At 50.7% G+C, this 21,776-nt stretch carries 28 protein-coding genes and 4 tRNA genes; 21 read left to right on the top strand and 11 right to left on the bottom strand.

Annotated elements, in window-relative coordinates; all coding sequences use genetic code 11:
• Nucleotides 1-6: 6 nt before the first annotated feature.
• Nucleotides 7-957, top strand: a complete 951-nt coding sequence (locus tag BN4_RS06560) for an Lcl C-terminal domain-containing protein (RefSeq protein WP_015414594.1) — start codon at nucleotides 7-9, stop codon at nucleotides 955-957.
• Between the two features lie 63 nt (nucleotides 958-1,020).
• A complete protein-coding gene (locus BN4_RS17920) occupies nucleotides 1,021-1,164 on the top strand; it encodes a hypothetical protein (RefSeq protein ID WP_173399602.1) in 144 nt (47 codons plus the stop codon).
• A gap of 68 nt (nucleotides 1,165-1,232) precedes the next feature.
• Here BN4_RS17920 and BN4_RS06565 read toward each other — a convergent pair whose 3' ends face one another.
• Nucleotides 1,233-1,580 carry a helix-turn-helix transcriptional regulator gene (locus tag BN4_RS06565; protein WP_015414595.1) on the bottom strand — a complete coding sequence of 116 codons (348 nt, stop codon included), beginning with the start codon at nucleotides 1,578-1,580 and terminating at the stop codon, nucleotides 1,233-1,235.
• 94 nt (nucleotides 1,581-1,674) lie between these two features.
• Between BN4_RS06565 and BN4_RS06570 the strand changes: the two genes are divergently transcribed.
• A complete protein-coding gene (locus tag BN4_RS06570) occupies nucleotides 1,675-1,887 on the top strand; it encodes a hypothetical protein (RefSeq protein ID WP_015414596.1) in 213 nt (70 codons plus the stop codon).
• A gap of 134 nt (nucleotides 1,888-2,021) precedes the next feature.
• Here BN4_RS06570 and BN4_RS06575 read toward each other — a convergent pair whose 3' ends face one another.
• Together BN4_RS06575 and BN4_RS06580 are read right to left on the bottom strand one after the other, a co-directional pair.
• Complete coding sequence (locus BN4_RS06575; protein WP_015414597.1) at nucleotides 2,022-2,873, bottom strand: amino acid kinase family protein; 852 nt, start codon at nucleotides 2,871-2,873, stop codon at nucleotides 2,022-2,024.
• Nucleotides 2,874-2,980: 107 nt separating this feature from the next.
• Nucleotides 2,981-4,174 carry a putative sulfate/molybdate transporter gene (locus BN4_RS06580; protein WP_041720758.1) on the bottom strand — a complete coding sequence of 398 codons (1,194 nt, stop codon included), beginning with the start codon at nucleotides 4,172-4,174 and terminating at the stop codon, nucleotides 2,981-2,983.
• 177 nt (nucleotides 4,175-4,351) lie between these two features.
• Here BN4_RS06580 and argB point away from each other — a divergent pair, with 177 nt between their 5' ends.
• The 3 genes from argB (at nucleotide 4,352) to BN4_RS06595 (ending at nucleotide 7,068) form a co-directional block, all read left to right on the top strand.
• A complete protein-coding gene (gene argB, locus BN4_RS06585; RefSeq protein WP_041720759.1) occupies nucleotides 4,352-5,254 on the top strand; it encodes an acetylglutamate kinase in 903 nt (300 codons plus the stop codon).
• 67 nt (nucleotides 5,255-5,321) lie between these two features.
• Nucleotides 5,322-5,723, top strand: a complete 402-nt coding sequence (locus BN4_RS06590) for a bacteriohemerythrin (protein ID WP_015414600.1) — start codon at nucleotides 5,322-5,324, stop codon at nucleotides 5,721-5,723.
• Between the two features lie 85 nt (nucleotides 5,724-5,808).
• The gene (locus tag BN4_RS06595) at nucleotides 5,809-7,068 is read left to right on the top strand and encodes a molybdopterin molybdotransferase MoeA (protein WP_015414601.1); all 1,260 of its coding nucleotides are present in this window, start codon (nucleotides 5,809-5,811) and stop codon (nucleotides 7,066-7,068) included.
• Nucleotides 7,069-7,077: 9 nt separating this feature from the next.
• Here the strand turns inward: BN4_RS06595 and BN4_RS06600 are convergent, their stop codons facing one another.
• The 3 genes from BN4_RS06600 to BN4_RS06610 form a co-directional block, all read right to left on the bottom strand.
• On the bottom strand, nucleotides 7,078-8,028 hold the full coding sequence (locus tag BN4_RS06600; protein ID WP_157871289.1) for a discoidin domain-containing protein: 951 nt from the start codon (nucleotides 8,026-8,028) through the stop codon (nucleotides 7,078-7,080).
• A 96-nt stretch (nucleotides 8,029-8,124) separates the two neighbouring features.
• Nucleotides 8,125-9,555 (bottom strand): adenosylhomocysteinase, encoded by a 1,431-nt coding sequence (ahcY, locus tag BN4_RS06605; RefSeq protein WP_015414603.1) that lies wholly within the window; start codon nucleotides 9,553-9,555, stop codon nucleotides 8,125-8,127.
• Between the two features lie 28 nt (nucleotides 9,556-9,583).
• Nucleotides 9,584-10,495 carry an ArsR/SmtB family transcription factor gene (locus BN4_RS06610; RefSeq protein ID WP_015414604.1) on the bottom strand — a complete coding sequence of 304 codons (912 nt, stop codon included), beginning with the start codon at nucleotides 10,493-10,495 and terminating at the stop codon, nucleotides 9,584-9,586.
• Nucleotides 10,496-10,641: 146 nt separating this feature from the next.
• Here BN4_RS06610 and BN4_RS06615 point away from each other — a divergent pair, with 146 nt between their 5' ends.
• From BN4_RS06615 to BN4_RS06635, 5 genes are all read left to right on the top strand, one after another.
• Complete coding sequence (locus tag BN4_RS06615; RefSeq protein WP_015414606.1) at nucleotides 10,642-11,061, top strand: PEGA domain-containing protein; 420 nt, start codon at nucleotides 10,642-10,644, stop codon at nucleotides 11,059-11,061.
• A 6-nt stretch (nucleotides 11,062-11,067) separates the two neighbouring features.
• Complete coding sequence (locus BN4_RS06620; RefSeq protein WP_015414607.1) at nucleotides 11,068-11,556, top strand: DUF721 domain-containing protein; 489 nt, start codon at nucleotides 11,068-11,070, stop codon at nucleotides 11,554-11,556.
• A gap of 39 nt (nucleotides 11,557-11,595) precedes the next feature.
• Complete coding sequence (locus tag BN4_RS06625; protein WP_015414608.1) at nucleotides 11,596-11,946, top strand: ATP-binding protein; 351 nt, start codon at nucleotides 11,596-11,598, stop codon at nucleotides 11,944-11,946.
• 70 nt (nucleotides 11,947-12,016) lie between these two features.
• Nucleotides 12,017-12,091, top strand: a tRNA-Gln gene (locus tag BN4_RS06630).
• 9 nt (nucleotides 12,092-12,100) lie between these two features.
• Nucleotides 12,101-12,178: transfer RNA gene (locus BN4_RS06635), tRNA-Glu, on the top strand.
• Between the two features lie 368 nt (nucleotides 12,179-12,546).
• On the opposite strand, the gene BN4_RS06640 is transcribed toward BN4_RS06635, so the two are convergent.
• Both BN4_RS06640 and BN4_RS06645 read right to left on the bottom strand, forming a co-directional pair.
• The gene (locus BN4_RS06640; protein WP_015414609.1) at nucleotides 12,547-12,936 is read right to left on the bottom strand and encodes a hypothetical protein; all 390 of its coding nucleotides are present in this window, start codon (nucleotides 12,934-12,936) and stop codon (nucleotides 12,547-12,549) included.
• 324 nt (nucleotides 12,937-13,260) lie between these two features.
• A complete protein-coding gene (locus BN4_RS06645; RefSeq protein WP_041720177.1) occupies nucleotides 13,261-14,625 on the bottom strand; it encodes an NAD-dependent succinate-semialdehyde dehydrogenase in 1,365 nt (454 codons plus the stop codon).
• Between the two features lie 872 nt (nucleotides 14,626-15,497).
• Here BN4_RS06645 and BN4_RS06655 point away from each other — a divergent pair.
• Nucleotides 15,498-15,575: transfer RNA gene (locus BN4_RS06655), tRNA-Glu, on the top strand.
• An 83-nt stretch (nucleotides 15,576-15,658) separates the two neighbouring features.
• On the opposite strand, the gene BN4_RS06660 is transcribed toward BN4_RS06655, so the two are convergent.
• Nucleotides 15,659-15,958, bottom strand: coding sequence for a putative quinol monooxygenase (locus BN4_RS06660; protein ID WP_015414611.1), 300 nt, complete (start codon nucleotides 15,956-15,958; stop codon nucleotides 15,659-15,661).
• A 442-nt stretch (nucleotides 15,959-16,400) separates the two neighbouring features.
• Between BN4_RS06660 and BN4_RS06670 the strand changes: the two genes are divergently transcribed.
• From BN4_RS06670 to BN4_RS06685, 4 genes are all read left to right on the top strand, one after another.
• On the top strand, nucleotides 16,401-16,877 hold the full coding sequence (locus BN4_RS06670) for a hypothetical protein (protein WP_015414612.1): 477 nt from the start codon (nucleotides 16,401-16,403) through the stop codon (nucleotides 16,875-16,877).
• 171 nt (nucleotides 16,878-17,048) lie between these two features.
• Nucleotides 17,049-17,648 carry an RNA polymerase sigma factor gene (locus tag BN4_RS06675; protein ID WP_015414613.1) on the top strand — a complete coding sequence of 200 codons (600 nt, stop codon included), beginning with the start codon at nucleotides 17,049-17,051 and terminating at the stop codon, nucleotides 17,646-17,648.
• Entirely contained in the window at nucleotides 17,638-17,946 is a 309-nt protein-coding gene (locus tag BN4_RS06680; protein WP_015414614.1) for a hypothetical protein, read from the top strand. Before BN4_RS06675 ends, BN4_RS06680 begins: the two co-directional genes overlap by 11 nt.
• Before the next feature lie 13 nt (nucleotides 17,947-17,959).
• Nucleotides 17,960-18,382: a hypothetical protein gene (locus BN4_RS06685; RefSeq protein ID WP_015414615.1), complete on the top strand. Its 423-nt coding sequence runs from the start codon at nucleotides 17,960-17,962 to the stop codon at nucleotides 18,380-18,382.
• A gap of 3 nt (nucleotides 18,383-18,385) precedes the next feature.
• Here BN4_RS06685 and BN4_RS17105 read toward each other — a convergent pair whose 3' ends face one another.
• A complete protein-coding gene (locus BN4_RS17105; RefSeq protein ID WP_015414616.1) occupies nucleotides 18,386-18,679 on the bottom strand; it encodes a hypothetical protein in 294 nt (97 codons plus the stop codon).
• A 296-nt stretch (nucleotides 18,680-18,975) separates the two neighbouring features.
• On the opposite strand from BN4_RS17105, the gene BN4_RS06695 reads away from it, so the two are divergent.
• Nucleotides 18,976-19,069, top strand: a tRNA-Sec gene (locus BN4_RS06695).
• A gap of 605 nt (nucleotides 19,070-19,674) precedes the next feature.
• Here the strand turns inward: BN4_RS06695 and tnpA are convergent.
• Nucleotides 19,675-20,127, bottom strand: a complete 453-nt coding sequence (tnpA, locus tag BN4_RS06700) for an IS200/IS605 family transposase (RefSeq protein ID WP_015414617.1) — start codon at nucleotides 20,125-20,127, stop codon at nucleotides 19,675-19,677.
• A 91-nt stretch (nucleotides 20,128-20,218) separates the two neighbouring features.
• Between tnpA and BN4_RS17680 the strand changes: the two genes are divergently transcribed.
• The 4 genes from BN4_RS17680 to BN4_RS17685 all read left to right on the top strand — a co-directional run bounded on the left by BN4_RS17680 (nucleotide 20,219) and on the right by BN4_RS17685 (nucleotide 21,776).
• Nucleotides 20,219-20,617, top strand: coding sequence for a hypothetical protein (locus BN4_RS17680; protein ID WP_157871291.1), 399 nt, complete (start codon nucleotides 20,219-20,221; stop codon nucleotides 20,615-20,617).
• Entirely contained in the window at nucleotides 20,520-20,978 is a 459-nt protein-coding gene (locus tag BN4_RS17110; protein WP_015414618.1) for a vWA domain-containing protein, read from the top strand. Before BN4_RS17680 ends, BN4_RS17110 begins: the two co-directional genes overlap by 98 nt.
• 23 nt (nucleotides 20,979-21,001) lie before the next feature.
• Nucleotides 21,002-21,214, top strand: coding sequence for a hypothetical protein (locus BN4_RS06710; RefSeq protein WP_015414619.1), 213 nt, complete (start codon nucleotides 21,002-21,004; stop codon nucleotides 21,212-21,214).
• A 100-nt stretch (nucleotides 21,215-21,314) separates the two neighbouring features.
• Nucleotides 21,315-21,776: a hypothetical protein gene (locus BN4_RS17685; protein WP_015414620.1), complete on the top strand. Its 462-nt coding sequence runs from the start codon at nucleotides 21,315-21,317 to the stop codon at nucleotides 21,774-21,776.

The raw sequence follows: 21,776 nt of genomic DNA on the forward strand, positions 1-21,776 counted from the left end.
TCAAGGATGTCTCAACACATCCTCTCCACTGGACAAACCTTCTGTGCCGACCAGGACGGGTCGATAATTTCCTGCGGCAATACTGGGCAGGATGCAGAATTCTCGCCCGGACAGGCATGGGACCCGACACGATTTATCCCCGATGGAGAGGCAATCCTAGATACGACAACCGGTCTGGTCTGGCTGAAAGATGCCAATCCTGTCGGATTCCCCATAACTTGGCAGGAAGCATTCGAATTCGTCCAAACCATGAATAAGGACCATGTAGCAGGCTTTACTGACTGGCGCCTCCCGAATCGTCGCGAACTTTTCAGTCTGGTTTCCTTTGATTCCCACTCCCCTTCACTGCCTGCCGGGCATCCTTTCACCAATGTCTTTCATGGGTGGTACTGGACCTCGACCACATCAGCCATGCACGAAAGTCAGGCATGGCACCTCCATATGATGGGAGGAAGAATGTTCTGGGGAAACAAGACCGGGTATGAACTCGTCTGGCCTGTACGAGGGCGTTCGGAAATACTTCCTGCGCCAACAGCAGGTCCATCGAAAGATGGTTCAGTCTGGCCGGAACCTCGCTTTGAGGATCATGGGGAGATCGTTACCGACAGGTTGACCCACCTCTGCTGGACCCGCCTAGCGGATCTCGCCCCAGGACCGGTCTCATGGAAAGATGCGTTTACCGTGGTCAAAAAACTGAATACGACCGGATTCGCCAGCCTCTCCGGATGGCGTCTCCCCACCATCAGGGAATTCGAATCCCTGACAGAAAGCCAGAACCATTCACCAGCTCTGCCAACCGGCCACCCTTTCACCAATACCCGCGAAGCATACTGGTCATCCACCAACAGTGGGTACGAAGCAAATTGGGCCATGTGTCACTACCTTGACAAGGGAGCAATCGGAGTCGGCTACAAACGTGACAAGGGATTTCACGTCTGGGCCGTCAGAGCACCCTAATATCTCGCACGTCTTTTGCCGATAGAGAGAATAAGGAACTCAACGGGAACCAAGGAGGGTGCCATGACCTTACGTTCACATCTTCAACACAGACTCAACCCGCTCCATCTCTATTGTCGATTGCGGGCCATCGGTTTTGCGGATAAGGCCGCAAGGACTCTCACTGGATGCTATGAAAAAATCGTCTATCGTCGCGTCCTGGCTTGATCAGACACAAACACACTCCGGGTTTCTCCGACACTTGTTCAACCCCACCCGCCCCGGAGTTTTTCTTTTTATTTTTTTCTCCTGTATCTGAGGATAAAACCATCCAGAGCATCACGCTGCCGTTCCATATGGAGAACCCAGGCTTCCAGGATTTCCCTCCCCTCAGGAGTAATGGAATACACACGTTTGGCCGGACCATCGCCTCTTGAATCCCACCTGGAAAGAACCAACCCCTCTTCATCCATTTGCCGCAAGTGTCTATAGACCATTCCGGGAGGAGCGTCCCCACGCAAAAAACCATACTCCCCAATGGTCTGGATCAACTCATACCCATACGACGATCCCATGCTCAACGCCATGAGCAAGGATGGTTGAATATACCGTTGCGGCTTTCCGCTTCCTACATTTTTCGACATAATTGCAAAGACCTTCTTGACTCTATATACTTAAAGGATATATGTTCAACATAGACAATAAATCCTTCAAACACAACACTACCGGGAGGACACCATGAAGATTTTCGTCAGAGAACGTCGCAGATCGGATAAAGGCCAACAACGACCACGCTATCGAGTAGTTGGCGTGCAAGGTGGAGATTTGAAAATCTACGCCAAACGAATACGTAAATGCGAACTGGCTGAACTGGCCGAACATACCGGCGCTGAAATTATCTACCTTGCACGAGGTGAGGACGAAGCAGAAGGTGTCAAGCCCAAAGGGTAAATAAATGGCCCCTGTACCAAAGACACACAAAAGACTCATATTCAAAAAAAGAAAGCTCCCTCACAAACACCCGTTTGTGAAGGAGCTTTCTTTTTAAAGTACATGATATGGTTTTGGCAGCTTCTGCCGAGTAATTAATCCTTGTAAACGATGGTCCCCACATGTTCGCCATTGAGCGCGGCATGTAGATGCTCCGGGTGACGCAGGACATCAATTATTTGAAACTGCTTTAATGTTTTGGCATTCTTGAGAAAAGTTAAAACAGGACGTTCGACAATCAGGTCTTCCAAATCCATCTCTATCAATTCATCGACATGAATTCTGTCAAAAAACCTGAGAGCCTCCCTGTCCTTGGCTTTCTTGGGGTCACTCTCGTACATCCCCTTTTCGTCTTTCAAATAAATCAAGGACTTGGCGCCGATATTTTCAGCCAACAGACACGCTCCCGAGTCCGTACGATGCGGGGGAATGGAACCGACTTCCGCCGGGTGTTCAAAGAAACCATAGGGAGGAATACCAGTGGTGATAGGCAGATATCCCTGTTGGCAATACATGTGGAGTTGCTCAAGATGGTCGCCATGCCCGATCATGGCTCCACCATGCTTGGCCAGAAGAACGGATAACATTTCGGCATTTTGTGCCGACACCTTGTCTCCGAGCTTGGAAAGCACCCCAGTGGGCATACCGAGGTCTATGCCGATACTGTAGACATGCCGAGCACGAGTCCCTCCCCCACACATCAACAAAATCTTATGTTCTTCTTTGGCTTTGACCAGTTCTTCAAGAATCGGGAACAAAGCCGACGCACCGCGGTCCATGATCGACTGCCCACCAATCTTGAGAACATTGACCTCCGGCTGCATACGGAAATATTCATCGGCCTCTGTTTCTCGTAGCAACCGCTTGTCAACCAGAGATTCGCCCAACAAAGGGGTCTCAATATGCAACCGTCCCTTTTCACCCTTTTCCTTGATCAGTTTACCCATGGGGTCTGTCTCCTTGCACCCAAAAATGTTTCATTTAATGAGAGTATTGTATCGTCTGATGACAAAAAGACAAGACAAACCCGCTTACACCCGATTCGGAATCAGACTCAGACCTTGATTTTCCCGACGCGGATGATGTGATACAGGCAGATCCCGACGCCGAAAGCCCATGCGAGATTACTGATCAACGTAATAGCGAGCATGAGTACGACCACGAAAAGATCGGACCGAGAACTCATATCCATGATCGCCAAAGTCAATTGTGCGCCGGAGAAAAAGAGCAAAGCCCCAAGAACCCCCATAGGCAGGAGATGCAAGACATTGGCCGCTCCCGGTCCATAAAGAAGAGCCAGGAGAATGAAACCACCGCCAATAATCATGTTCGACCCACTTGTTCTGGCCCCGAAGCGATAGTGGGCAGCCAACCCGCCAGCACCATGGCAAACCGGCATTCCGCCCACCATGACGGAGAACAAATTGGCCAACCCCATGCTCATGCACAAGGCTCGATCCGTGACACGCCGACTCTCCCGCCCGAAGTATTCAAAGCTCAAATCACGATTACCAATAACGGCATTGCCCATGGTCATGGGGATTTGGGGGAGCACCAGCACCAGCAGGGCAAAGGAAAAATCCCCCCCGGACGGAAATCCGAACGGCAAAAACCGTGGGAGGTGAAATCCGATCTGGACACCAGCCAACTCCTGCCACGCGCCGAGTAAGGAGCCGACAAGCACTCCACTGACAACAACAACCAACCCCGCCGGAAAACGACGGCTATTGAGCAAAAAGAGTGTTACCAGAAAAAAGAGTATGCCCAAAATCAGGCTCATGGGCATCCCCATAAAGGACTGACTATTCAGAAAAGGTTCTGTCCCACCATGCATGACTTGAAAATCACTGGTCCCCACAACCATCTTCGCCCCCTTGGAAAGCAACAGGATACCTGTAGCCATCTGCACACCGCGTATGACCGTTTTCGGAACAATGCGCGCTACAAAATCCACCAAGTGCGTCGCTCCGAGAAAAAGCAGAAAAACAGCGACGATCAGTCCCGAAGCTGTAATAACATCCGGGCTGAGAGACTGACCGATGGCATACGCTGCCACGACCTTCATCGGCTGGACCGCCACGGGCACACGATAATACATGCCACCCAGGACATACATCAGCCCTATAGTCAAAAACAATCCGGTGGCAGAGAGTCCGTTGATCATGATCATGGCAAAAGCCAACGGCAAAAGAGTTCCGAGATCACCCACGGAACCGGCCCACTCCATTCTGTCAAAACTCATTCGCATTTTTTTGGCCCCTTTTGGATCTGTCAACACCAAAGAATCGTATCGATTCAAAGCACTCCAGACAACTCCGAATATTGACACAATGTCATCTTTCAAGGAGAATCCCGTCATCCGAATATATCGCCCACCACGCGAGGAGCGCGCCGAATGAAGAAAGAGTCCATCAGCCAGCGGGACATGAAACGTTACCAGCTGCAAGCCAAGTCCATCATAGAAACACTGCCGTTCATCACGGATTTCTACGGCAAGACCATTGTCATAAAATATGGCGGAAACGCCATGATAGATGAGAAATTGAAGCGAGCCTTCGCTCTCAATGTCATCCTCCTCAAATATATCGGCCTCAATCCTGTCATCGTCCACGGCGGCGGCCCGCAGATAGGGTCCATGCTCAAAGCGCTCAATATCGAATCCCAATTCCGCGAAGGCTATCGCGTGACCGACGATGCGACCATGGATGTGGTCGAAATGGTCCTGGTTGGCAAGGTCAACAAGGAAATCGTCAATCTGATCAACTTAAACGGCGGCAGCGCTGTGGGCTTGTCCGGCAAAGACGGGATGCTCATCAAGGCCGAACCCAAGGAACTTTCTGTCGAAAAAAAGAACGCTCCTCCTGAAATCATCGATCTCGGCAAGGTCGGCGAGGTCTCTTCCATCAATACGGCGCTGATACGGTCACTGGAAACCGATGGGTTCATCCCCGTCATCGCTCCTGTGGGGGTGGATGACGAAGGTAATACGTATAATATTAATGCCGATTCCGTCGCAGGGGCCATCGCCTCCGCTTTGGGAGCCAAGCGATTGTATCTACTCACTGATGTTCCGGGGCTTCTTGATGCGGATGGAGAACTCATCACCCACCTTTCCCACAAGGAAGCCTTTGACTGCATTGATTCCGGGGTCATCACCGGTGGTATGATCCCCAAGATCAAATGCTGTATTGAAGCCGTTCCGGATGTGGAAAAGGCCGCGATAATCGATGGCAGGGTAGAAAACTGCATCCTGCTTGAGCTCTTCACCAAATCCGGTATAGGAACCGAAGTCATCGAAGAAAAACAACCGAGTCCAGATCGGCTGTGAGATCTCTGCCATGGACCCTGATAATCGTCGCCACAATAATGCAAGCCACTGACTTAAGGAAGACACAATGAAGAATCTCGACTGGACTGCAGCCTTGAATATCGGACTTGATGTTCTGGATGAACAGCATAAACAGCTTCTAACCATCGGCAATGACCTCCTGGATGCCATCCGCCGTGGCGAAGGGGAAACCATCCTCAAAGAGACATTCAACCGCCTCAAGGCATATACCGTGTACCACTTCAAGGAGGAAGAGGCGTACATGAAGGAAATAGGCTTTCCCGATCTTGATTCACACGCTGCCGACCATGCCCTTCTCCTGGTACGAGTCAACACCTTATGGCGCATGCTTGAAAGCGGAGAGAATATTTCCCCCAAGGGGGTCTCCCTGTTTCTCAGCGACTGGATCAACGAACACATTCTCCATAGAGATGCCGAGATCGGCCGATTTGCCAATTCCCGTTCCTGACCAGTGCCGGACCATCGCCAAGACACACTTTCTTGCTCCGGCGATGCCTCTGCCGTAGCGTCAGTCCGAACACAAAGGGAGTTTCATGAGTCACGGATTTTTCACTATCATCAGTCGAGCTGAATTCCAGAATTTTCTCAAAGATTTCCACCCACTGCCTTCAGAAACAGTTCGTCTGTCGCGCGCATCGGGACGGACCCTGGCCTTCGATCTGATTGCCGATCACGATTGGCCCCTGATGGACCGGTCCTGCATGGATGGCTTCGCCATCAACGCCCGCGACGTATTCGGCGCAAGTGAAACAAATCCTGCTTATCTAGACTGTACCGACACCCTCTCCATCGATACAATTCCGAAGATGAACATTGCACCGGGCGAATGCATCCGAATCTCAACAGGTGGCCTCCTCCCCGAGGGGGCTGACGCTGTCGTGATGGTCGAACATACTCAGGAAGTCGGGGAAAGCATGAATGGCCTCGGCATCACAATTGAAATTCGCAAGAGCATTGCTCCGGGTGAAAATGTCATGCAGCGAGGGGAGGACGCCAGAACCGGACAAATCGCTCTGCCTGCCGGAACCGTGATCCGACCACAGGAAGTCGGGCTTTCCGCAGCTCTCGGTTTTGAAAGATTGTCTCTGATTCAACGCCCTCGGGTAGGAATCCTTTCCACAGGAGACGAGCTTATCGAAGTCAGTCAAATGCCCCGACCGGGAAAAGTACGTGACGTCAATTCCCACACGATCGCGACCTTGGTCAAACAGGTCAATGGAATCCCAACAAGATACGGAATTGTCAAAGACGACCTTGAAAGCCTGAATAGCGCGCTGGCCACTGCTGTGGCTGAAAATGACCTTATCCTCCTGTCCGGCGGTAGCTCAATCGGAGTTCGCGACCTGACAGTGCAGACCATAGAAGCGATGGAGGATTCTGCACTTCTGGCCCATGGGGTGGCGTTAAGCCCCGGTAAACCGACTATCCTCGGACGTGTGGGAAGCAAGCCTGTCCTTGGCCTGCCGGGTCAGGTCACCTCGGCCCTGGTGGTCATGCATGTGCTCATTTTACCGCTGATCCGCCACCTACAGGGTGATCCGGCCGCCTTTGATGAAACCCGCCGACCAACGCACCCTGCCGTACTGGCCAGAAATGTTCCTTCCAAGCCGGGACGGGAAGATTACATTCGCATCAAAATCGAACCGCGAGACGGGAAACTTCCTCTCGCTCATCCGGTGCTTGGCAAGTCCGGCCTCCTCAGAACCATGATCCAGGCTGACGGATTAACGGCTATCCCTGCGGATTCCGAAGGATTATATGAAGGACAGACCATTGATGTCTGGAGAGTGTGAGCCCTGGTCCTAGAAAAGATCTTCTTCGCCTTCCAGCTCCACGATTTTCCATTCGCCCCGGACTTTGGTGACGACAAAGACGGAATCTTCTTCCAGATTCCTGTCGAGATTCGCCACTTTGACTCTATAGGCTCCGAAAACACGAACCCGTGCGAATGAACCTTCAAGTTCGACAAGTTCAAACCCGAGTCCTCCGGTGTCCACCTTGGCTGTTCGCAAAACGGAATACGTCCCACGCTGCCGCTGAATTTCCTTGAAAACTTCAAACCGAAAATCATTTCTATCGCGGACATCCTCCGCAAACAGCTTGGCATAGTCATCGGCCAGAGATGTCTGGCGGACATAAAATTCGCGTAACAGTTCCACCAACGGTTCCGGCACGATGGAATTGGGGTCTTGAGGAGGTGGAGCCTGTGTGTGTTCCTTCTGCTTTGCCCCATGCGCTTCATCGCCCATAGGAAGTTCCATCAGCGTCAGGTAGAGCTTGATTTCCGAAACTGCCAACTTGACCTTGGAAGTTACCTCTCCTTTGGGGAAAACACTTTCCACGACAAGACGAAGTGATTTTGATGGTTTCCCGGCACATTCGATGATTTGCTCACCGGGTTCGTCTCTGAGCCAGAAACGAACCTCTGTACCATCGGGATAGACGATCTTTCCCGAACGGATTCGACGAAATGCGTGAAATTGGCCTTTGCCTTGATGCCCGTTGAAAATCCCCAGCCTGCTGACTCGAACCGGAATCCCGAAATCCAATTCTATCCACTGCCCGACACCAGGTCCGATCCCTCCGCCGACCCAGGCGGTCGAGGGATCTCCATCCATGAGATTGTCAGGCGTATGAGGAAGACCGAATTCAACTTTGACGCTGGACACCGAGACAGTCACGTCCATGGCCCATCCCGGAACCCCAATCAGAAGAAGCACGAAAAGACTGAGAAATGACTGTATGATTCGCATGACTATCCCTTTAGCACACCTCATCCCGGTTCGCCTCCCATAAAAAAGGGAGAAGTCCGAAGACTCCCCCCTCCAACAGATCATGATAAAACGGAATTAATAACGGTAATGGTCTGGCTTGAAAGGACCGTCCACATCGACACCAATGTAGTCAGCCTGTTTCTTGGTGAGCTTTTCAAGCTTAACCCCTAGACGTTCCAGGTGAAGGCGAGCGACTTCCTCATCCAGTTTCTTGGGCAGGATCATCACCTTGGGTTCATAATCGTTCTGAGCCAGATCAAGCTGAGCCAGAACCTGGTTGGTGAAGGAATTCGACATCACGAAACTCGGATGTCCTGTGGCGCAACCGAGGTTGACCAGGCGACCTTCAGCCAGAACGATAAGAGAGTTACCTGAGGGCAATGTCCACTTATCAACCTGCGGCTTGACTTCCTTCTTGATGCACTTGGGATTGTTTTCCAGATGTCCCATTTCAATCTCGGAATCGAAGTGGCCGATATTGCAAAGAATAGCTTCGTCCTTCATGGCATCCATATGCGCCCCGGTCACGACATGATAGTTGCCGGTGCACGTGACGAAGATATCACCGCGCGGTGCGGCGTCATCCATGGTCGTGACTTCATATCCTTCCATGGCGGCCTGAAGGGCGCAGATGGGATCAACTTCAGTAATCAGCACACGAGCGCCAAAGCCACGCATGGACTGGGCGCAGCCTTTACCGACATCACCATACCCGACCACGACAACAACCTTGCCTGCCACCATCACATCAGTGGCGCGTTTGATACCGTCAGCCAGAGACTCGCGGCAACCATACAAATTATCGAATTTGGATTTTGTCACGGAATCATTAACATTGAAGGCCGGGAACAACAACTCTCCCGCACGCTGCATTTCATAGAGTCGGTGCACACCAGTGGTCGTTTCTTCGGAAACACCACGGATCGTTTTGGCAATCGTGGTCCACTTCTCAGGGTTGGCCGCCACAGAGGCCTCCAAACGGTCCATGATCATCTGGAATTCCAAGACATCATGCTTTTTGCCCAGCAGACTCGGATCAGCTTCGCACTTCACCCCCTGGTGAATAAGCAGCGTGGCATCACCACCATCATCAACGATGAGGTCAGGGCCGGAGCCATCGGGCCATGTCAGAGCCTGCTCAGTGCACCACCAATACTCTTCCAGCGTCTCACCTTTCCATGCGAAAACCTTGGCCATCCCGGAGTCCGCGATTGCTGCAGCAGCATGATCCTGAGTAGAAAAGATGTTGCAGGATGCCCACCGGATATCAGCGCCCAATTCGTAAAGGCACTTGATGAGCATGGCGGTTTGGATAGTCATGTGCAACGACCCCATGACCTTGAAGCCCTTCAGGGGCTTATCCTTACCTGACTTCTCTATAAGAGACATGAGGCCCGGCATTTCGCGCTCGGACAACTGCATTTCCATATGACCCCATTCGGCCAAAGACATATCAGCGACTTTGTTCTCGCATTTGGGATCAACGGGCATTACTTTCGTAGACATGGTTCCTCCACGTATCGGGGTTTGGATTCTATTGCTTCTCAGCCTCGTATATCACAACTACGAGGTCCATGTTGACTTGAAATTCAGTGACGTCCCTGACGGTAAAATCCGTCTGGGCCAGCCAGTCGCACATCTTGCTTTTCGGGATGCCGAGCCTGCGGTCACCGTACTCGCTTCGCATTATTTCGTTGTCGTGCTGATCAAACTCAGCGATAAGCAGTTTCCCGCCTTTGCGAAGGACACGACCGGCCTCGCGAAGGGCATCCACCGGCCGAGCCAAATGGTGGAGAACCAACGACATGATCGTACAGTCCGCTTCCTGATCCCGCAGGGGTAAATGGGTCATCTCCCCAATACGCAACGACATGTTGGCATCACCGGAAAACCGCTCTTCAGCAAGCTCCAGCATTTTAGGCGAATTATCGACACCGATGACCATATCAGATGTTCCGGCCAGTATCTCCAGCATATCGCCGGGACCACAGCCGATATCGGCAGCACACCCGCACTGAGGCAGTCGAGTCTGGATTTCACGACCCAGATCAATCTCGCCAAGCACTTCTGCGGTCATTCTATCCCACTCGGGAGCAATTGCATCAAAGAATTGACGAGTTGCAGCCATACGCTCACGAATGACCCGGTCCGCTCTATTGCTGTCCCGTTTCAGTTCGTTTTCGCCTTCGAACAGCAGTGCGATACCATCAAGAAAGTCCCGACCTGGTCCATCTTCACTCGCACGGTAAAAAGCCCAAAGCCCTTCCCGACGAACATCAACCAGCCCGGAATCGGACAGAATTTTCAGATGTCGCGAAATTCGCGACTGTCCCATCTCCATCACCTGAACAATCTCACCTACATTCAACTCGTACTCCAGAAGGACATTGACCAATCTGGCCCGAGTTTCATCTGCAAGAGCTTTGCAATATTTAATTATTTTCATTGACCTCGTCCTATATCAGGATATCTTGATATATGGAATATTTGATTTCTAGCTTAAGCAGTGTAGCCCGTCAAGCCTTAAGGCATAGTCCAGTGAATTGTTTATGGCTGATTCCTGTGATAGAGACAGGACAAGTGAGGCGAATCATGAAACCCATCTTTTGTATCATGGCAATGACCGCTTTCTTCTTGACGGGATGCCAGGCCGCCCGGCAAACCATCCCTGTCAGCACGAACCCAAGTGGAGCTATGGTTTATGCCGATGGCGCGCAAATCTGCATCAGCCCGTGCTCAGTCAAACTTGAACGCCGATCTGATCATCTCATTACCCTTCTCAAAGATGGGTATGAACAGGAAGACGTCACTATCGTCCGTAGATTCAAGCCTGACAAAGCTCTCCGAGACGGCATTTTCACGGGCGTCTTCAAAGGAGGCAACTCCGAGGAAATCGGCCCGCAGATAGCGCAGGAAATAGCAAAAGAAATGGACAAGCAGGAGCGGAGCGGCGAGGCGTATGAACTGCGCCCCACAATTCTCACGATAACCTTGCAGCCAAAAATCTACTAGGATATCATGGCACGATATTTCAGACATTATAGCAAGAAAGGGCGCTCCAACCGCATGGTCAGCCTGACCAATGCTCTGCCCCGATTCCTTGGCAAGCTGGACACAACCGGCAGCTTGGACCTGATCCACCTCTGGCGCTCGTGGGATGATCTTATGGGAGAGATGGCTTCGGTCGCACGTCCATTGGGACACAGGAAAAAAAAGCTGATCCTCGCAGCAGAAGACCCCATGGTCATGCAGGAGGCCCAATTTCTCGCTCCCATGATTCTTGAAATCGTGAATGGCTTTTTAGGTCAAGAAGTCTTTGACAAAGTGGTATTCGAACTGCTAAACGGCAGAGTTCCTTTGGACGGGGAGTTTTCCGTGGAAGCACCACCTCTGCCCAAGGAACCAACAAAGCCTAAGAAATTAGGCGGTTTGAATAAAGATCTGGACCCTGAATCTCCTCTGGGACGATGCTATAGGGCATACCAGCGAATGTTCGAAGAGATTTGATAAATTTTCGCCTCCGGGCATTTTTTAAGGAGAGACACCATGAGTGAAGAAGTAAAAGAAATTTCGTTTGACGAGCTTGGCCTGACCAAAACGCTTGAGAAAATGACAGCGAAAGAGCTGCGCACCCTGTGCGTGAAAAAGCTCCCCATGATCACCGGAGCATCCGGTAAGGACAAGGACCAACTGGTTCAGGAAATCAAGGCCATCTTCGGTATTGTCGAAGAGGAGCAGGTCTCCCCTTACAAGAAGCAGATTGCCGAGATCAAACAGCAGATTCGCACCATGCGTACCGAGAAATTGGCCATGGAAGACAACGCCAAACGCGACCGTATCCGCCGTCAGATCAACAAGCTGAAGAAGCGTACTCGTCAGCTCGCCAAAGCAGTGTAAATTCTGCAAAAAAAGATGCAAAAAGAAGTTGACATAGAGGCTTCAAACCCTTAAATCATCTTCTCGTTGCTGGGCTGTCGTTCAATTGGCAGGACGACGGGTTCTGGTTCCGTTAATCAAGGTTCGAGTCCTTGCAGCCCAGCCAACTTTCTGCGTCCCCATCGTCTAGTCTGGTCCAGGACGACGGCCTTTCACGCCGTTAACAGGGGTTCAAATCCCCTTGGGGACGCCACGGAAATACAGCGGGTTTCATCAAACGATGAGACCCGCTTTCCTTTTGTGCACCATGACATGAAAAGCCCCCCCCCTGAGAGACGCAGTTTCTTCAAGACTTATTTCCATCCCCCTTTGCCCGAATCCCCTTGCATACTGCATCCGGGACGGATTTCCAGACAAAGGCTCCCTACTCCCTCACCGGATCCGCCTCAGCTCTTACAGACGCAAAAAAACGCCTTCCAAAACCCAAGGGGTTCAAAAGGCGTCAACACGCTCCTTTTCCACTGAGCCTACTGACCAAAGAAGAACATCACTAACACGGCAGCCAGTCCACTTCAGCAAAGCAAGAACACAGGGTCAGACATTGTAAACTGATTATTCCCCTTATTGATTCCCGTGAGCTTCAAGAATCCGTGCTTTGATATACTCCAGAATTCCTGCATCCTCCGCATCAAAACAATGCCCATCCTCTCCCAGCAATCCACCAGGAACAAAATCACCGAGTTCCTCTGGGTCGGTAATGGTATCACCAAAGAAACAGACAGAAAGCCACCGCTCGGCAGGATCATCATCAATAACATCCACCATGACAAACAAAGGACGCTTCTCTTGAGAGGTCTTCTTCCCGCGCATGGAGTATGTGATCCCAGGACGGGCAATAAAATGAATCTGAGTCTCTTCCAACGATTCGAGCAGTTTTTTCAGTTCAATGAAAAGTGGCTTTGCACCCGCGATATCCTGATCCCATGCAGTAACAAACTCTTCGAGTTCCATATGTCGTTTTCCTCGCAGTTCGAGAAGTTCCGGTCCTCGGCAACACGACGATTGACTTCCGCTAAAGATCAGAAATAATGCCAGCAGAATTCAACAGGACCGTCTTCCCCGGATTGGGGTTGATAAAAGTTGATCCACAAGGCCAACTCCGTGGACTTGCGGCACATACCAATTATTCGAGAGTTCTTCAAGGAAGCATGGAGACTCGACCACCCACTGTTGCTACTCAAAATGTATCAAAAAAGGTTGCGGGAGGACTGACGCAGCCCGCAACCTGGAGGATTGATACATGCAGTGGCACCGTGCCCTTCGCAATGCTCAGGATCAGCCGATGCAGACAGGCTTGATGTTGACGAACTCGCGAATTCCCCAGACACCAAGCTCTCGACCGTACCCCGAAGACCCGGTCCCACCGAAAGGCAGATGCACATCACTTCTGACCAGACCATTGACAAACACACACCCTGTCCTGATCCGACCAGCTATTTCCACACCCTTCTCTTCATCTCCGGTCCAAACAGACCCACCAAGACCGAAGGGAGTATCATTTGCAAGCGCAAGAGCCTCATCAACAGACGAAACCTTGAAAACCAGAGCAACCGGCCCGAACAACTCTTCCCGTGCGACCGAGGCATCTGGAGGAAGGTCCGTGATGATGGTCGGCGGATAATAAAACCCCGGCCCTTTTGGCAGCGCGCCCCCGAGACGAAGAACTCCTCCTGACTCGACACAACGGTCAACCTGCTCCTGCAATTCCTCACGCAGTGTCCCTGAGGACATCGGTCCCATATCCGTCGCGCTTTCGAGAGGATCGCCTATCACCAGTTTGGACATACTTTCAGACAACCGGGAAACAAATGTCTCGTACACTTCCTCGAAAACAATGAAACGTTTGGCTGCAATACAGGTTTGCCCGGTATTCCCACAACGGGAAAGCGTTGCCACGCGAACCGCTTCGTCCATATCCGCATCAGGCAAGAGGATGAATGGATCACTCCCCCCCAATTCCATCACTGACTTCTTCAGACGCGCTCCTGCCGCAGAAGCGACTTTGCGTCCGGCAGGTTCACTCCCGGTGAGGCTCACGGCAAAGACTGAAGGGTGATCAAGAACAGATTCGACCTGACGTGCTCCGATAAGTAATGTACGGAAGATATTCTCAGGCAATTCCGCTTCCTTGAATATCCTTTCAATGGCAAGTGCGCACTGGGGCACATTGGAAGCATGCTTCAAAACCATTGTATTCCCAGCCATCAAGGAGGGAGCAGCGATGCGAAAGACCTGCCAAAGCGGGAAATTCCATGGCATGACCGTCAGGACCGTGCCCATCGGCTCAAAAGTGACACAGGCCTTGCGCCCTACCCCTTCCACTCTTTCCGGAGCGAGCATACCCTCAGCTTCCTCAGCGTAGAAATCAAGGACAGCAGCGCACTTCCCGACCTCTCCTTCCCCCTGCCGAATGGGTTTCCCCATTTCACGCGCCATTATTACAGCCAATTCCGAAGCCTGGCTCCGAAGTTTTTGCGCAGCACGCTTCAAGCACGCTGCCCGGTAGGAAAAACTGGTTGTTCTCCAACTCTCCCAAGCTGTTGCCACATCATCCAAAATGGCATTGGTCTGTTCAAGAGAATAGGCATCATATGTTTCAAGCACTTCTTCAGTGGCTGGATTCAGACTTCGAATGGTCATATAAACACAAACTCCTTGCGGTTCGTTCACAGAACCACCTCCGACCGCATTCTTCGAAGGCGATTGCTTTAATTCCCATCAAAAATAAACACAAATTATCATGAGATCTTCCGAAAGAAGCCTTCATCATATCCTTTGCGGCTAAAGCACATACTATACCACAAGGAAAATCGTCAAATAAATTAATTAGTTACTAATTTTTACGTCTCGATATAGACACGCATCGATTCATTATTAAATCAGGCACAATCCCAACAGGCTGTATTTTCATACTTTATAGGCGATTCAAAAATGTATCGATCTTGGGTCATCTCTCTCGCACATGTCCCCGAACACGTGCAAAGTGGAAAATCCGGTGCCTCCAGGCCATAGAAAAGCCAGCAAAGAGGACACTCACAAGACACAAGGCTCCCATACAAAACACAATGGGCATGATCTGGTTAAAAGAAAAATTACTTTTGTATGACTTGCGCGTTGCAAAATATCCTCTTCGAAAATCATATGCCAGACAAAAAAACAATTCGTGTCGATTCAAAAATGAATCACCCTCATTCCTTTTCTATGCCGCCAGACATGACGACACTTGTAGAAAAGCCCAGAATAAAACCCTCCTCATGGACACAGACAACGAGCGCGCAAGTGTAAAGAAATAAAGAGATTTTACAGTGTTCAAGACAATAAATTTATCCCAACAATGCTTTCTATTCGCCACAGAGATAAGCGAAAAAAAAGCGCTCTTGCCAAAAAAAAATGAATTGATTCATTAAAAGGCTTGCCAGGTCTGAAATTATATGTAAAACAGCCCTTCCACAGACGAGAGAAGGTTGCTCCGAAAGGGCTTACAGCCCCTTTGACATGCCACCTCACAATGCGTCCCCATCGTCTAGTCTGGCCCAGGACGTCGGCCTTTCACGCCGTTAACAGGGGTTCAAATCCCCTTGGGGACGCCACGATAGCAAAAGAAGCAGTCGATTTCTCGACTGCTTCTTTTTTTGTACTCTCACGAGGACACTCTCTTACCCTCATGACGCTCCTATTTCACAACATCGACTTCTTCCCATGTATTCACGTCGGCGACACCGACGACCAGATCCGCCGTGGCGTCACGCATGGCTTGCATATGTGGAGTTCCCCCATGTGCCGCCAGATGGGTAGGGCTTTCCCATATTTCATAGAACAGAAAAACACTGCCGTATTCTGACCTATGCAAATCGTACCGCAGACAGCCTTCTTCTTCGCGAACCGCCGGAATGACTGCTTTGAGAGCCTTCTCCAATTCCTGTTCCATACCATCCTTGGCAACGACCGTTGCACTCACGAATATCAATCCCATAATTTCCTTCCTTTCTTTTCTCTCAAAATTCTCTCTCAACCCCACGCCCTCAACTTCTGAAACCTGTACCCAAATCACGTCATCACCTTATACAGTATGTCATGCGGAACACCAAATCATAATAAATTCTGCACATATCTCCACCCGAAGGGGACATCCCCTTCTCCCTCCGCCGCCCGAGCACCTCTCAAACAGATTGAGCCAATTCTGAAAAGTCCCCATCCCTCCGCCATTCCCGGTCGTAAACCTTCTGAGCTTGACCAACACCCTCCTCACAATGAACTCTTTCGGTTTTTTGTAACCCACACGGACGATACTTCGATTACTCTCATGTAACAGGTTTACTCCAGCCTGCATTCGCTCCTTGGGAGAGGGGAGACAGCACAATGGCTCTGTCTCGGATGCATGCATTCGGATGAACCAAGGTACAAGGAGATTGACTATGGAAATCGGTTCCATTGACGGAATGCAGCAAGGGATGTCCATGAGCGGTTTCCGCCGCCCCCCTGGCGAACCATCTGAAGACGCCGAAGACATGTCAACCAAGATCGTGGACGAGCAGGACACCAACGAAGATGGACTGCTCAGTGCCGAGGAGCTCGGGGAAGACAGCGATGTCATCGCAAACCTCGATGAAGACGGCGACGGACTCCTCTCTCAGTCCGAGCTCCAAAGCGGCTTGCAGGCCAAGATGGAGGAAGCACAATCTTCCTTTGAATCCGGCACGCAGCCCTCTGCAGAAAACAGGGAGTTCATGGAGCAGATGCAATCCCTGACCGGTATGACCACTGGCGAACCTGCACAGGCCAGCCAGACGTATGCCGCCGAACAGAGCGCCACGACAACAAGTGAAGAACTTGATCTGTCAAGCAGCAGTTATGATCAACTGCTCCTCGACGGACTCAACCTCACGATCTGACAAAGGGCCTCTCCCGGGGATGTTCGCTGACCATCCCCTCCTACTCTGTGAGAAGGAGTCAATCTCCCTGACCGCGCCCGAGGCGCGGTCAGTCAGGATTACCGGAGCGCTTGCATCCGACTGTCACAATAGGCACACTGGATGAAATGCTCTGATTCGAATAAGGATGTAATGCCCGGAAAACCGGACGACATGGCTCTCATTACTGAGATAATCAGTGGTGATACGAATGCCTTCAAGTTTCTGCTTGAAAGGTATGAAATACGTGTCGCCCGAATTGTAGCCGCCCATGTTCCACCGGAGCACGTAGCAGAAGTTTCACACGAGACGTTCATCAGAGCGTTCAAATCACTGCACGGCTACAGTCCGGTCAAACCGTTTCTCAACTGGTTGACAACTATTGCGACACGGAGTTGCCATGATTTTTGGCGGGATCATTACCGCAGAAAGGAATCATTGACGTGCGATCTGAGTCTTGACGGTCAGCGTTTCATGGAAACTGCTCTGGCAGAAGAATCGAAAGACAAATTCGACTCTCTCGTCAGGCAACGAGAAGCGCAAGAACTCCTTGCTCTGCTCCTCGATCAACTGGCACCCATGGACAGAATGGTGCTCACCCTGACCTATCTGGAAGAAAGGTCAACAAAGGAAACGGCTGCAATGCTTGATATCAGTGTACCTAATGTTAAGGTACGCTCATTTCGGGCCAAACGAAAACTCAAGAGCTTCTTGAAACGGAACGGCATCCAAGGAGGGGCGCATGACTCGTAACGGGAAGAGGACTATCCAGAATTTTCTCAGGGCTATTCACCGACAGACACCCAAGGGGACGCTGCCAGACACTTGGAGCAGCTGTGTTATGCGGGAAATAGCTCTCTCAGGTCGGTTCGACATCCATTCCACAGATCTGGAGCGTATGGCTCCCCGGTTTGCCATGGTTGCAGTCAGTCTTTCGGCCCTGCTCGTCATGACAGCCACATGGGCTCTACACTCTCTGCCGAGCACGCTTTACTCGGCATACAGTGCGCAGATGTTCAATTTTATCCCAGCCTCACTGGCAAGTATGTAAGGTGAGCATTCGCATGCAAAATTGGAAAGTATGGACCTCATTTCTGACAGTATTTGTCGCTGGAGCCATAGTCGGTATTATTGGCACCGGTATTTTTCTGAAATTCCACTTCACTCCGCCCAAAGACGCTTCCAGTTTCCGAGCCATGATGCGACATCATTTTCTGGAAGAGATAACGGATGAAGTGAATCCTGACCCGACTGCGATTCCCGCCATTACTACCATCATTGATGAATCGTTGGCAGAACTCGATCATGCCCGTCAAGACATGCATATCCGTCTCAAAGGAATTCTTAAAAAAGGCCGGGATAAGATAATGACTCATCTGACTCCTGAACAACAAGAAAGGTTTGACCGTCTGATCAGGGAACGGAAAGCTGGAAGAAAAGGTATGCTGAATTTTCTCCCACCGCCACCTCCGCCACCATTTGATTGATTTTTATCGACACAACACCGAGGAATCAGGGTTTGCCCCGGCAAGATAGAGCGCCACACCTTCAATCTTTTCTGGTGCCACTTGTGCTCCTTTGGCGACCATCTTCTCAACAGTAGATTTCCAGGCAGGGCCACTTTTAACGCCAAGATTGAGGCAAATACGCTTGGCTGAATGACATTTTGTGCATGTCTTTTCCACAAAAGTCCCCATGTCCGAGGCAAGCCCAAACCCGGCCAGAAAAAAGATGGAACAGAACAATGAAACAGCAATTTGGTAGCGAAATTTGACAAGATTCATTTGGATCTCCTTCTTTTCATACCCTCGAGCGCCACGCTTTCGGCACTTCGATCTATCTCTGCGAACACTTTCCATTGACTGGAGAAATTACTCCACCTCACTTTAAAAGTACAGTACTCACGGCTAACTGATAGGGTGAAACCCAACCCAAAAGATTCTTCCTTGTCCAGAAAGCGAAAAGTTGCTATCTCAAACACCCTTGATGAGTGGCAGGCTTCGGCAACTGATCCAGTTTCCCTAACCCGAGAAACTGCCTCGCAGTCTCCCCCCTCCTCAAAGGCAAGTCACTTCCACCCGGAAGCGTTTCGGCACCGGTGTGTCGCTTGGTCTTCAAAACCAATGTACGGCAGTGATGTCGTAGGCAGGTTCGACTCCTGTACGCTTCCGCCATTGTTAACAAAAATGCCGATCAGAAATGTTCGGCATTTTTTCTTTCCAGAGTTGCCCAACACTCTTCCCAACATCCGTCGAAGGTTTTCGATTCGAAACTTGTTGACAAAATGCACTTTGAGGGCCGATTGAAGACCTAGGTCGCAGGCAGTTTATGGAGGCTGCGACAAACTCGCCGAGAATGGACAGTCAGAAAATCAAAGAATCTGGCGTATCCATTTTCACCCCACTATACGATGGCTTTCTGACCATCGCCGTCTATCTGCTTGATGCACCACCGCATCACTTATTCTGCCTATATTGTTCAAATATTGAACACTCCGTCTGAATTACGCTTATAATTTCTGTACGCAATGATCTGGCAATACTCTACTGATTGATTCTTTTCGCAATGAGCGATGGAATCAAATTGTTGGGAATGAGCCCACCACGCTCAACGGCTTTTAAGGAGTAGCAATGTCTACACTTATAAACGAGAGCATGCAGCCAAGATTATTGGAAAAAGTGTTTCCTGGCTGTAAAAAGATAGAGGTTCTAGTCATAGTACCCCCGGCAAAGCCGGGGCTTGTAGCTTGTGAGCCACTCAAAGTGGCTTTAAGAACCGCCTAAAGGCGGAATTTCAGTTGCTCCATCCGCTTGTCGTCATCTTCTTGCTTGCGAATGTATTCCCTTATCATTTTTTCGTCTCGCCCTACTGTCGTGACGTAATATCCACGCGCCCAGAAGCTCTGCCCTGCAAATCCTTTTGCCCGACCTTGGACTTCTCGCGCTATGTGGATTGCACTTTTACCCTTTATGTAACCAACCACTTGGGACACCGAGTATTTGGGTGGAATCGCAATAGACATATGCACATGATCAACACACAAGTGCCCTTCCAGTATCTTGCTTTCTCGTTGTGCTACCAGTTTATGGAACACATCGCCCAAGTAATTTCTAAGCTTTCCAAACAGCACCTTACGTCGGTACTTAGGTATCCAAACGATATGGTACTTGCAGTCCCATTTTGTATGACATAGGCTTGAATTGCACTTCTTTGAAGCCTCTCCCTTGCTCACTTTGAGCAGCTCACAAGGGGGGAGGCTTCATGCTACTCCCGCATAAGTCAAACTTCTATGGCCGCCCCAGCAGAGCTGGGGGGGGCTCTCATTGGGACTAGACAACAAAGCCACGAAGACGATAGCGCCGGAAGACGCTGCCACCACAAAGCGGGCATCGATTGCCCTGCGGACCCAGCTTCAGGGGCTACTACAATCGTCCGTGCTGACACGAAGCAAGGTCGGTCGCCATGGTCGACTGGATTCCCGGCAACTACACCGATTGTCAGTAGCTGATGCTCGTGTCTTCAAGCGGAGTGGTCGCAAGGTGGGCATAAATGCCGCCGTGCACATCCTGCTTGATTACTCAGGCTCAATGCGACGGCGTATCAAGCTGACCACGCAGGTGTGTCATGCTGTGGCCTACTGCCCTGGACGCCATCGACGGCATCAGCGTGGGCGTGACGGCCTTTCCGGCAGACACCCCGACCGACGGCGGCAATGGGAATGACCGTGGCCCCACGGTTTGCCCAGTTCTGAAACACGGGAAGCGGATGCATGGCAACTTCGCCATCAGCTCGGCAGGATACACTCCTTTGGGCGAGGCCCTCTGGTGGACATTGCAGCAAGTAGTGCCTCTCCCTGAGTCCAGAAAGGTCGTCCTTATTCTGACGGACGGAGATCCAGACTCCTTCAACATCGCTCTCGATGCTCTTGAAGAGGGCAACCGTTTCGGCATCGAAATCTACGGGCTGGGCATCTTGTCCGAGGCTATCACCAAACTGCTTCCCAACCACAGCCGCACCATCAACGACCTGCTTGAACTGGCCCCGGCCATGTTCGGCATACTTCGTGGTGCACTTCTCAAGTAACCACCAGCAATCAAGAAGGAAATATGGACAAAGATATCCCCAAATGCCCGCGTTGTGAAAGCGCGGCTTTCGTTGTTTTGGTCAACACTACCCAAAAAGTCGGAACCGCTGTCTACGCCATGGACGAGGAAGAGCCTAGTTCCCTCGGACACGACGAAGACGTCCCGGAAGAACTGGATGAGGATATCGAAGAGGAAACGGATGACGATGGGAAACTGATCGGCCGAGCTTCGTAAAAGAAAGAGCCGCTGGCATATGCGAGCGACTCTAAGCTAACCAAATGCAAACTCATCTATCGATTTTGACAGTCTATTTCATTTATCCTATCATCAGTATATGTCTGAAGCACTTAAGAAATCGTTCCAAATGGGACTCGCCTGCTCAATTGTCGCTTTGGCGCATGCTTTAACAATGCACCTAAGTATTAAAAATGCACCCCTGTCAGCTTCTTTCATTTCTGTCAGTGGCACATTGGTCGCTGGAACTGCTGCTTGGTATTGGCTTATTGCAAAGTGTCAACGGTATTCAACCACTAGAGGCTTCCTTGTCGGGCTGGCGACGGGCTGGATATCGCAATACCTTGGTATTGCTGGAGATTTAGTAGTGTCCGCCCTAGCCGAACATTCAACAACTTTGTCAAACCTTGTCAAAGCAGTGTTTTGGTCTCCTGTTCTTACAGTTTTTACTTTCTTTTTATATGGGTGGATGGTCATTCTTGCATGTTCGGTGACAGGAGTTGTTCTCGTAAAAATACAGGCAAAGGCTGTTGGTAATGGCACATGTTGTCATCACCAATAG

Source organism: Pseudodesulfovibrio piezophilus C1TLV30, from assembly GCF_000341895.1.
GTDB classification, from domain to species: Bacteria; Desulfobacterota; Desulfovibrionia; order Desulfovibrionales; family Desulfovibrionaceae; genus Pseudodesulfovibrio; species Pseudodesulfovibrio piezophilus.

Bases quoted from the DNA above. Each gene is read 5' to 3' on its own strand.
- BN4_RS06675 (WP_015414613.1), top strand. From the start codon at position 17,049: ATGCCCGGAAAACCGGACGACATGGCTCTCATTACTGAGATAATCAGT.
- BN4_RS06640 (WP_015414609.1), bottom strand. From the start codon at position 12,936: ATGGAACTCGAAGAGTTTGTTACTGCATGGGATCAGGATATCGCGGGT.
- BN4_RS06660 (WP_015414611.1), bottom strand. From the start codon at position 15,958: ATGGGATTGATATTCGTGAGTGCAACGGTCGTTGCCAAGGATGGTATG.
- BN4_RS06710 (WP_015414619.1), top strand. From the start codon at position 21,002: ATGGACAAAGATATCCCCAAATGCCCGCGTTGTGAAAGCGCGGCTTTC.
- BN4_RS06615 (WP_015414606.1), top strand. From the start codon at position 10,642: ATGAAACCCATCTTTTGTATCATGGCAATGACCGCTTTCTTCTTGACG.
- BN4_RS06565 (WP_015414595.1), bottom strand. From the start codon at position 1,580: ATGTCGAAAAATGTAGGAAGCGGAAAGCCGCAACGGTATATTCAACCA.
- BN4_RS06625 (WP_015414608.1), top strand. From the start codon at position 11,596: ATGAGTGAAGAAGTAAAAGAAATTTCGTTTGACGAGCTTGGCCTGACC.
- BN4_RS17920 (WP_173399602.1), top strand. From the start codon at position 1,021: ATGACCTTACGTTCACATCTTCAACACAGACTCAACCCGCTCCATCTC.
- BN4_RS06645 (WP_041720177.1), bottom strand. From the start codon at position 14,625: ATGACCATTCGAAGTCTGAATCCAGCCACTGAAGAAGTGCTTGAAACA.
- BN4_RS17105 (WP_015414616.1), bottom strand. From the start codon at position 18,679: ATGAATCTTGTCAAATTTCGCTACCAAATTGCTGTTTCATTGTTCTGT.
- BN4_RS17685 (WP_015414620.1), top strand. From the start codon at position 21,315: ATGTCTGAAGCACTTAAGAAATCGTTCCAAATGGGACTCGCCTGCTCA.
- BN4_RS06685 (WP_015414615.1), top strand. From the start codon at position 17,960: ATGCAAAATTGGAAAGTATGGACCTCATTTCTGACAGTATTTGTCGCT.
- BN4_RS06575 (WP_015414597.1), bottom strand. From the start codon at position 2,873: ATGGGTAAACTGATCAAGGAAAAGGGTGAAAAGGGACGGTTGCATATT.
- BN4_RS06560 (WP_015414594.1), top strand. From the start codon at position 7: ATGTCTCAACACATCCTCTCCACTGGACAAACCTTCTGTGCCGACCAG.
- BN4_RS06620 (WP_015414607.1), top strand. From the start codon at position 11,068: ATGGCACGATATTTCAGACATTATAGCAAGAAAGGGCGCTCCAACCGC.
- ahcY (WP_015414603.1), bottom strand. From the start codon at position 9,555: ATGTCTACGAAAGTAATGCCCGTTGATCCCAAATGCGAGAACAAAGTC.
- BN4_RS06590 (WP_015414600.1), top strand. From the start codon at position 5,322: ATGAAGAATCTCGACTGGACTGCAGCCTTGAATATCGGACTTGATGTT.
- BN4_RS06600 (WP_157871289.1), bottom strand. From the start codon at position 8,028: ATGCGAATCATACAGTCATTTCTCAGTCTTTTCGTGCTTCTTCTGATT.
- BN4_RS06595 (WP_015414601.1), top strand. From the start codon at position 5,809: ATGAGTCACGGATTTTTCACTATCATCAGTCGAGCTGAATTCCAGAAT.
- BN4_RS06670 (WP_015414612.1), top strand. From the start codon at position 16,401: ATGGAAATCGGTTCCATTGACGGAATGCAGCAAGGGATGTCCATGAGC.
- BN4_RS06570 (WP_015414596.1), top strand. From the start codon at position 1,675: ATGAAGATTTTCGTCAGAGAACGTCGCAGATCGGATAAAGGCCAACAA.
- BN4_RS06610 (WP_015414604.1), bottom strand. From the start codon at position 10,495: ATGAAAATAATTAAATATTGCAAAGCTCTTGCAGATGAAACTCGGGCC.
- BN4_RS06680 (WP_015414614.1), top strand. From the start codon at position 17,638: ATGACTCGTAACGGGAAGAGGACTATCCAGAATTTTCTCAGGGCTATT.
- argB (WP_041720759.1), top strand. From the start codon at position 4,352: ATGAAACGTTACCAGCTGCAAGCCAAGTCCATCATAGAAACACTGCCG.
- BN4_RS17110 (WP_015414618.1), top strand. From the start codon at position 20,520: ATGCTGTGGCCTACTGCCCTGGACGCCATCGACGGCATCAGCGTGGGC.
- BN4_RS06580 (WP_041720758.1), bottom strand. From the start codon at position 4,174: ATGCGAATGAGTTTTGACAGAATGGAGTGGGCCGGTTCCGTGGGTGAT.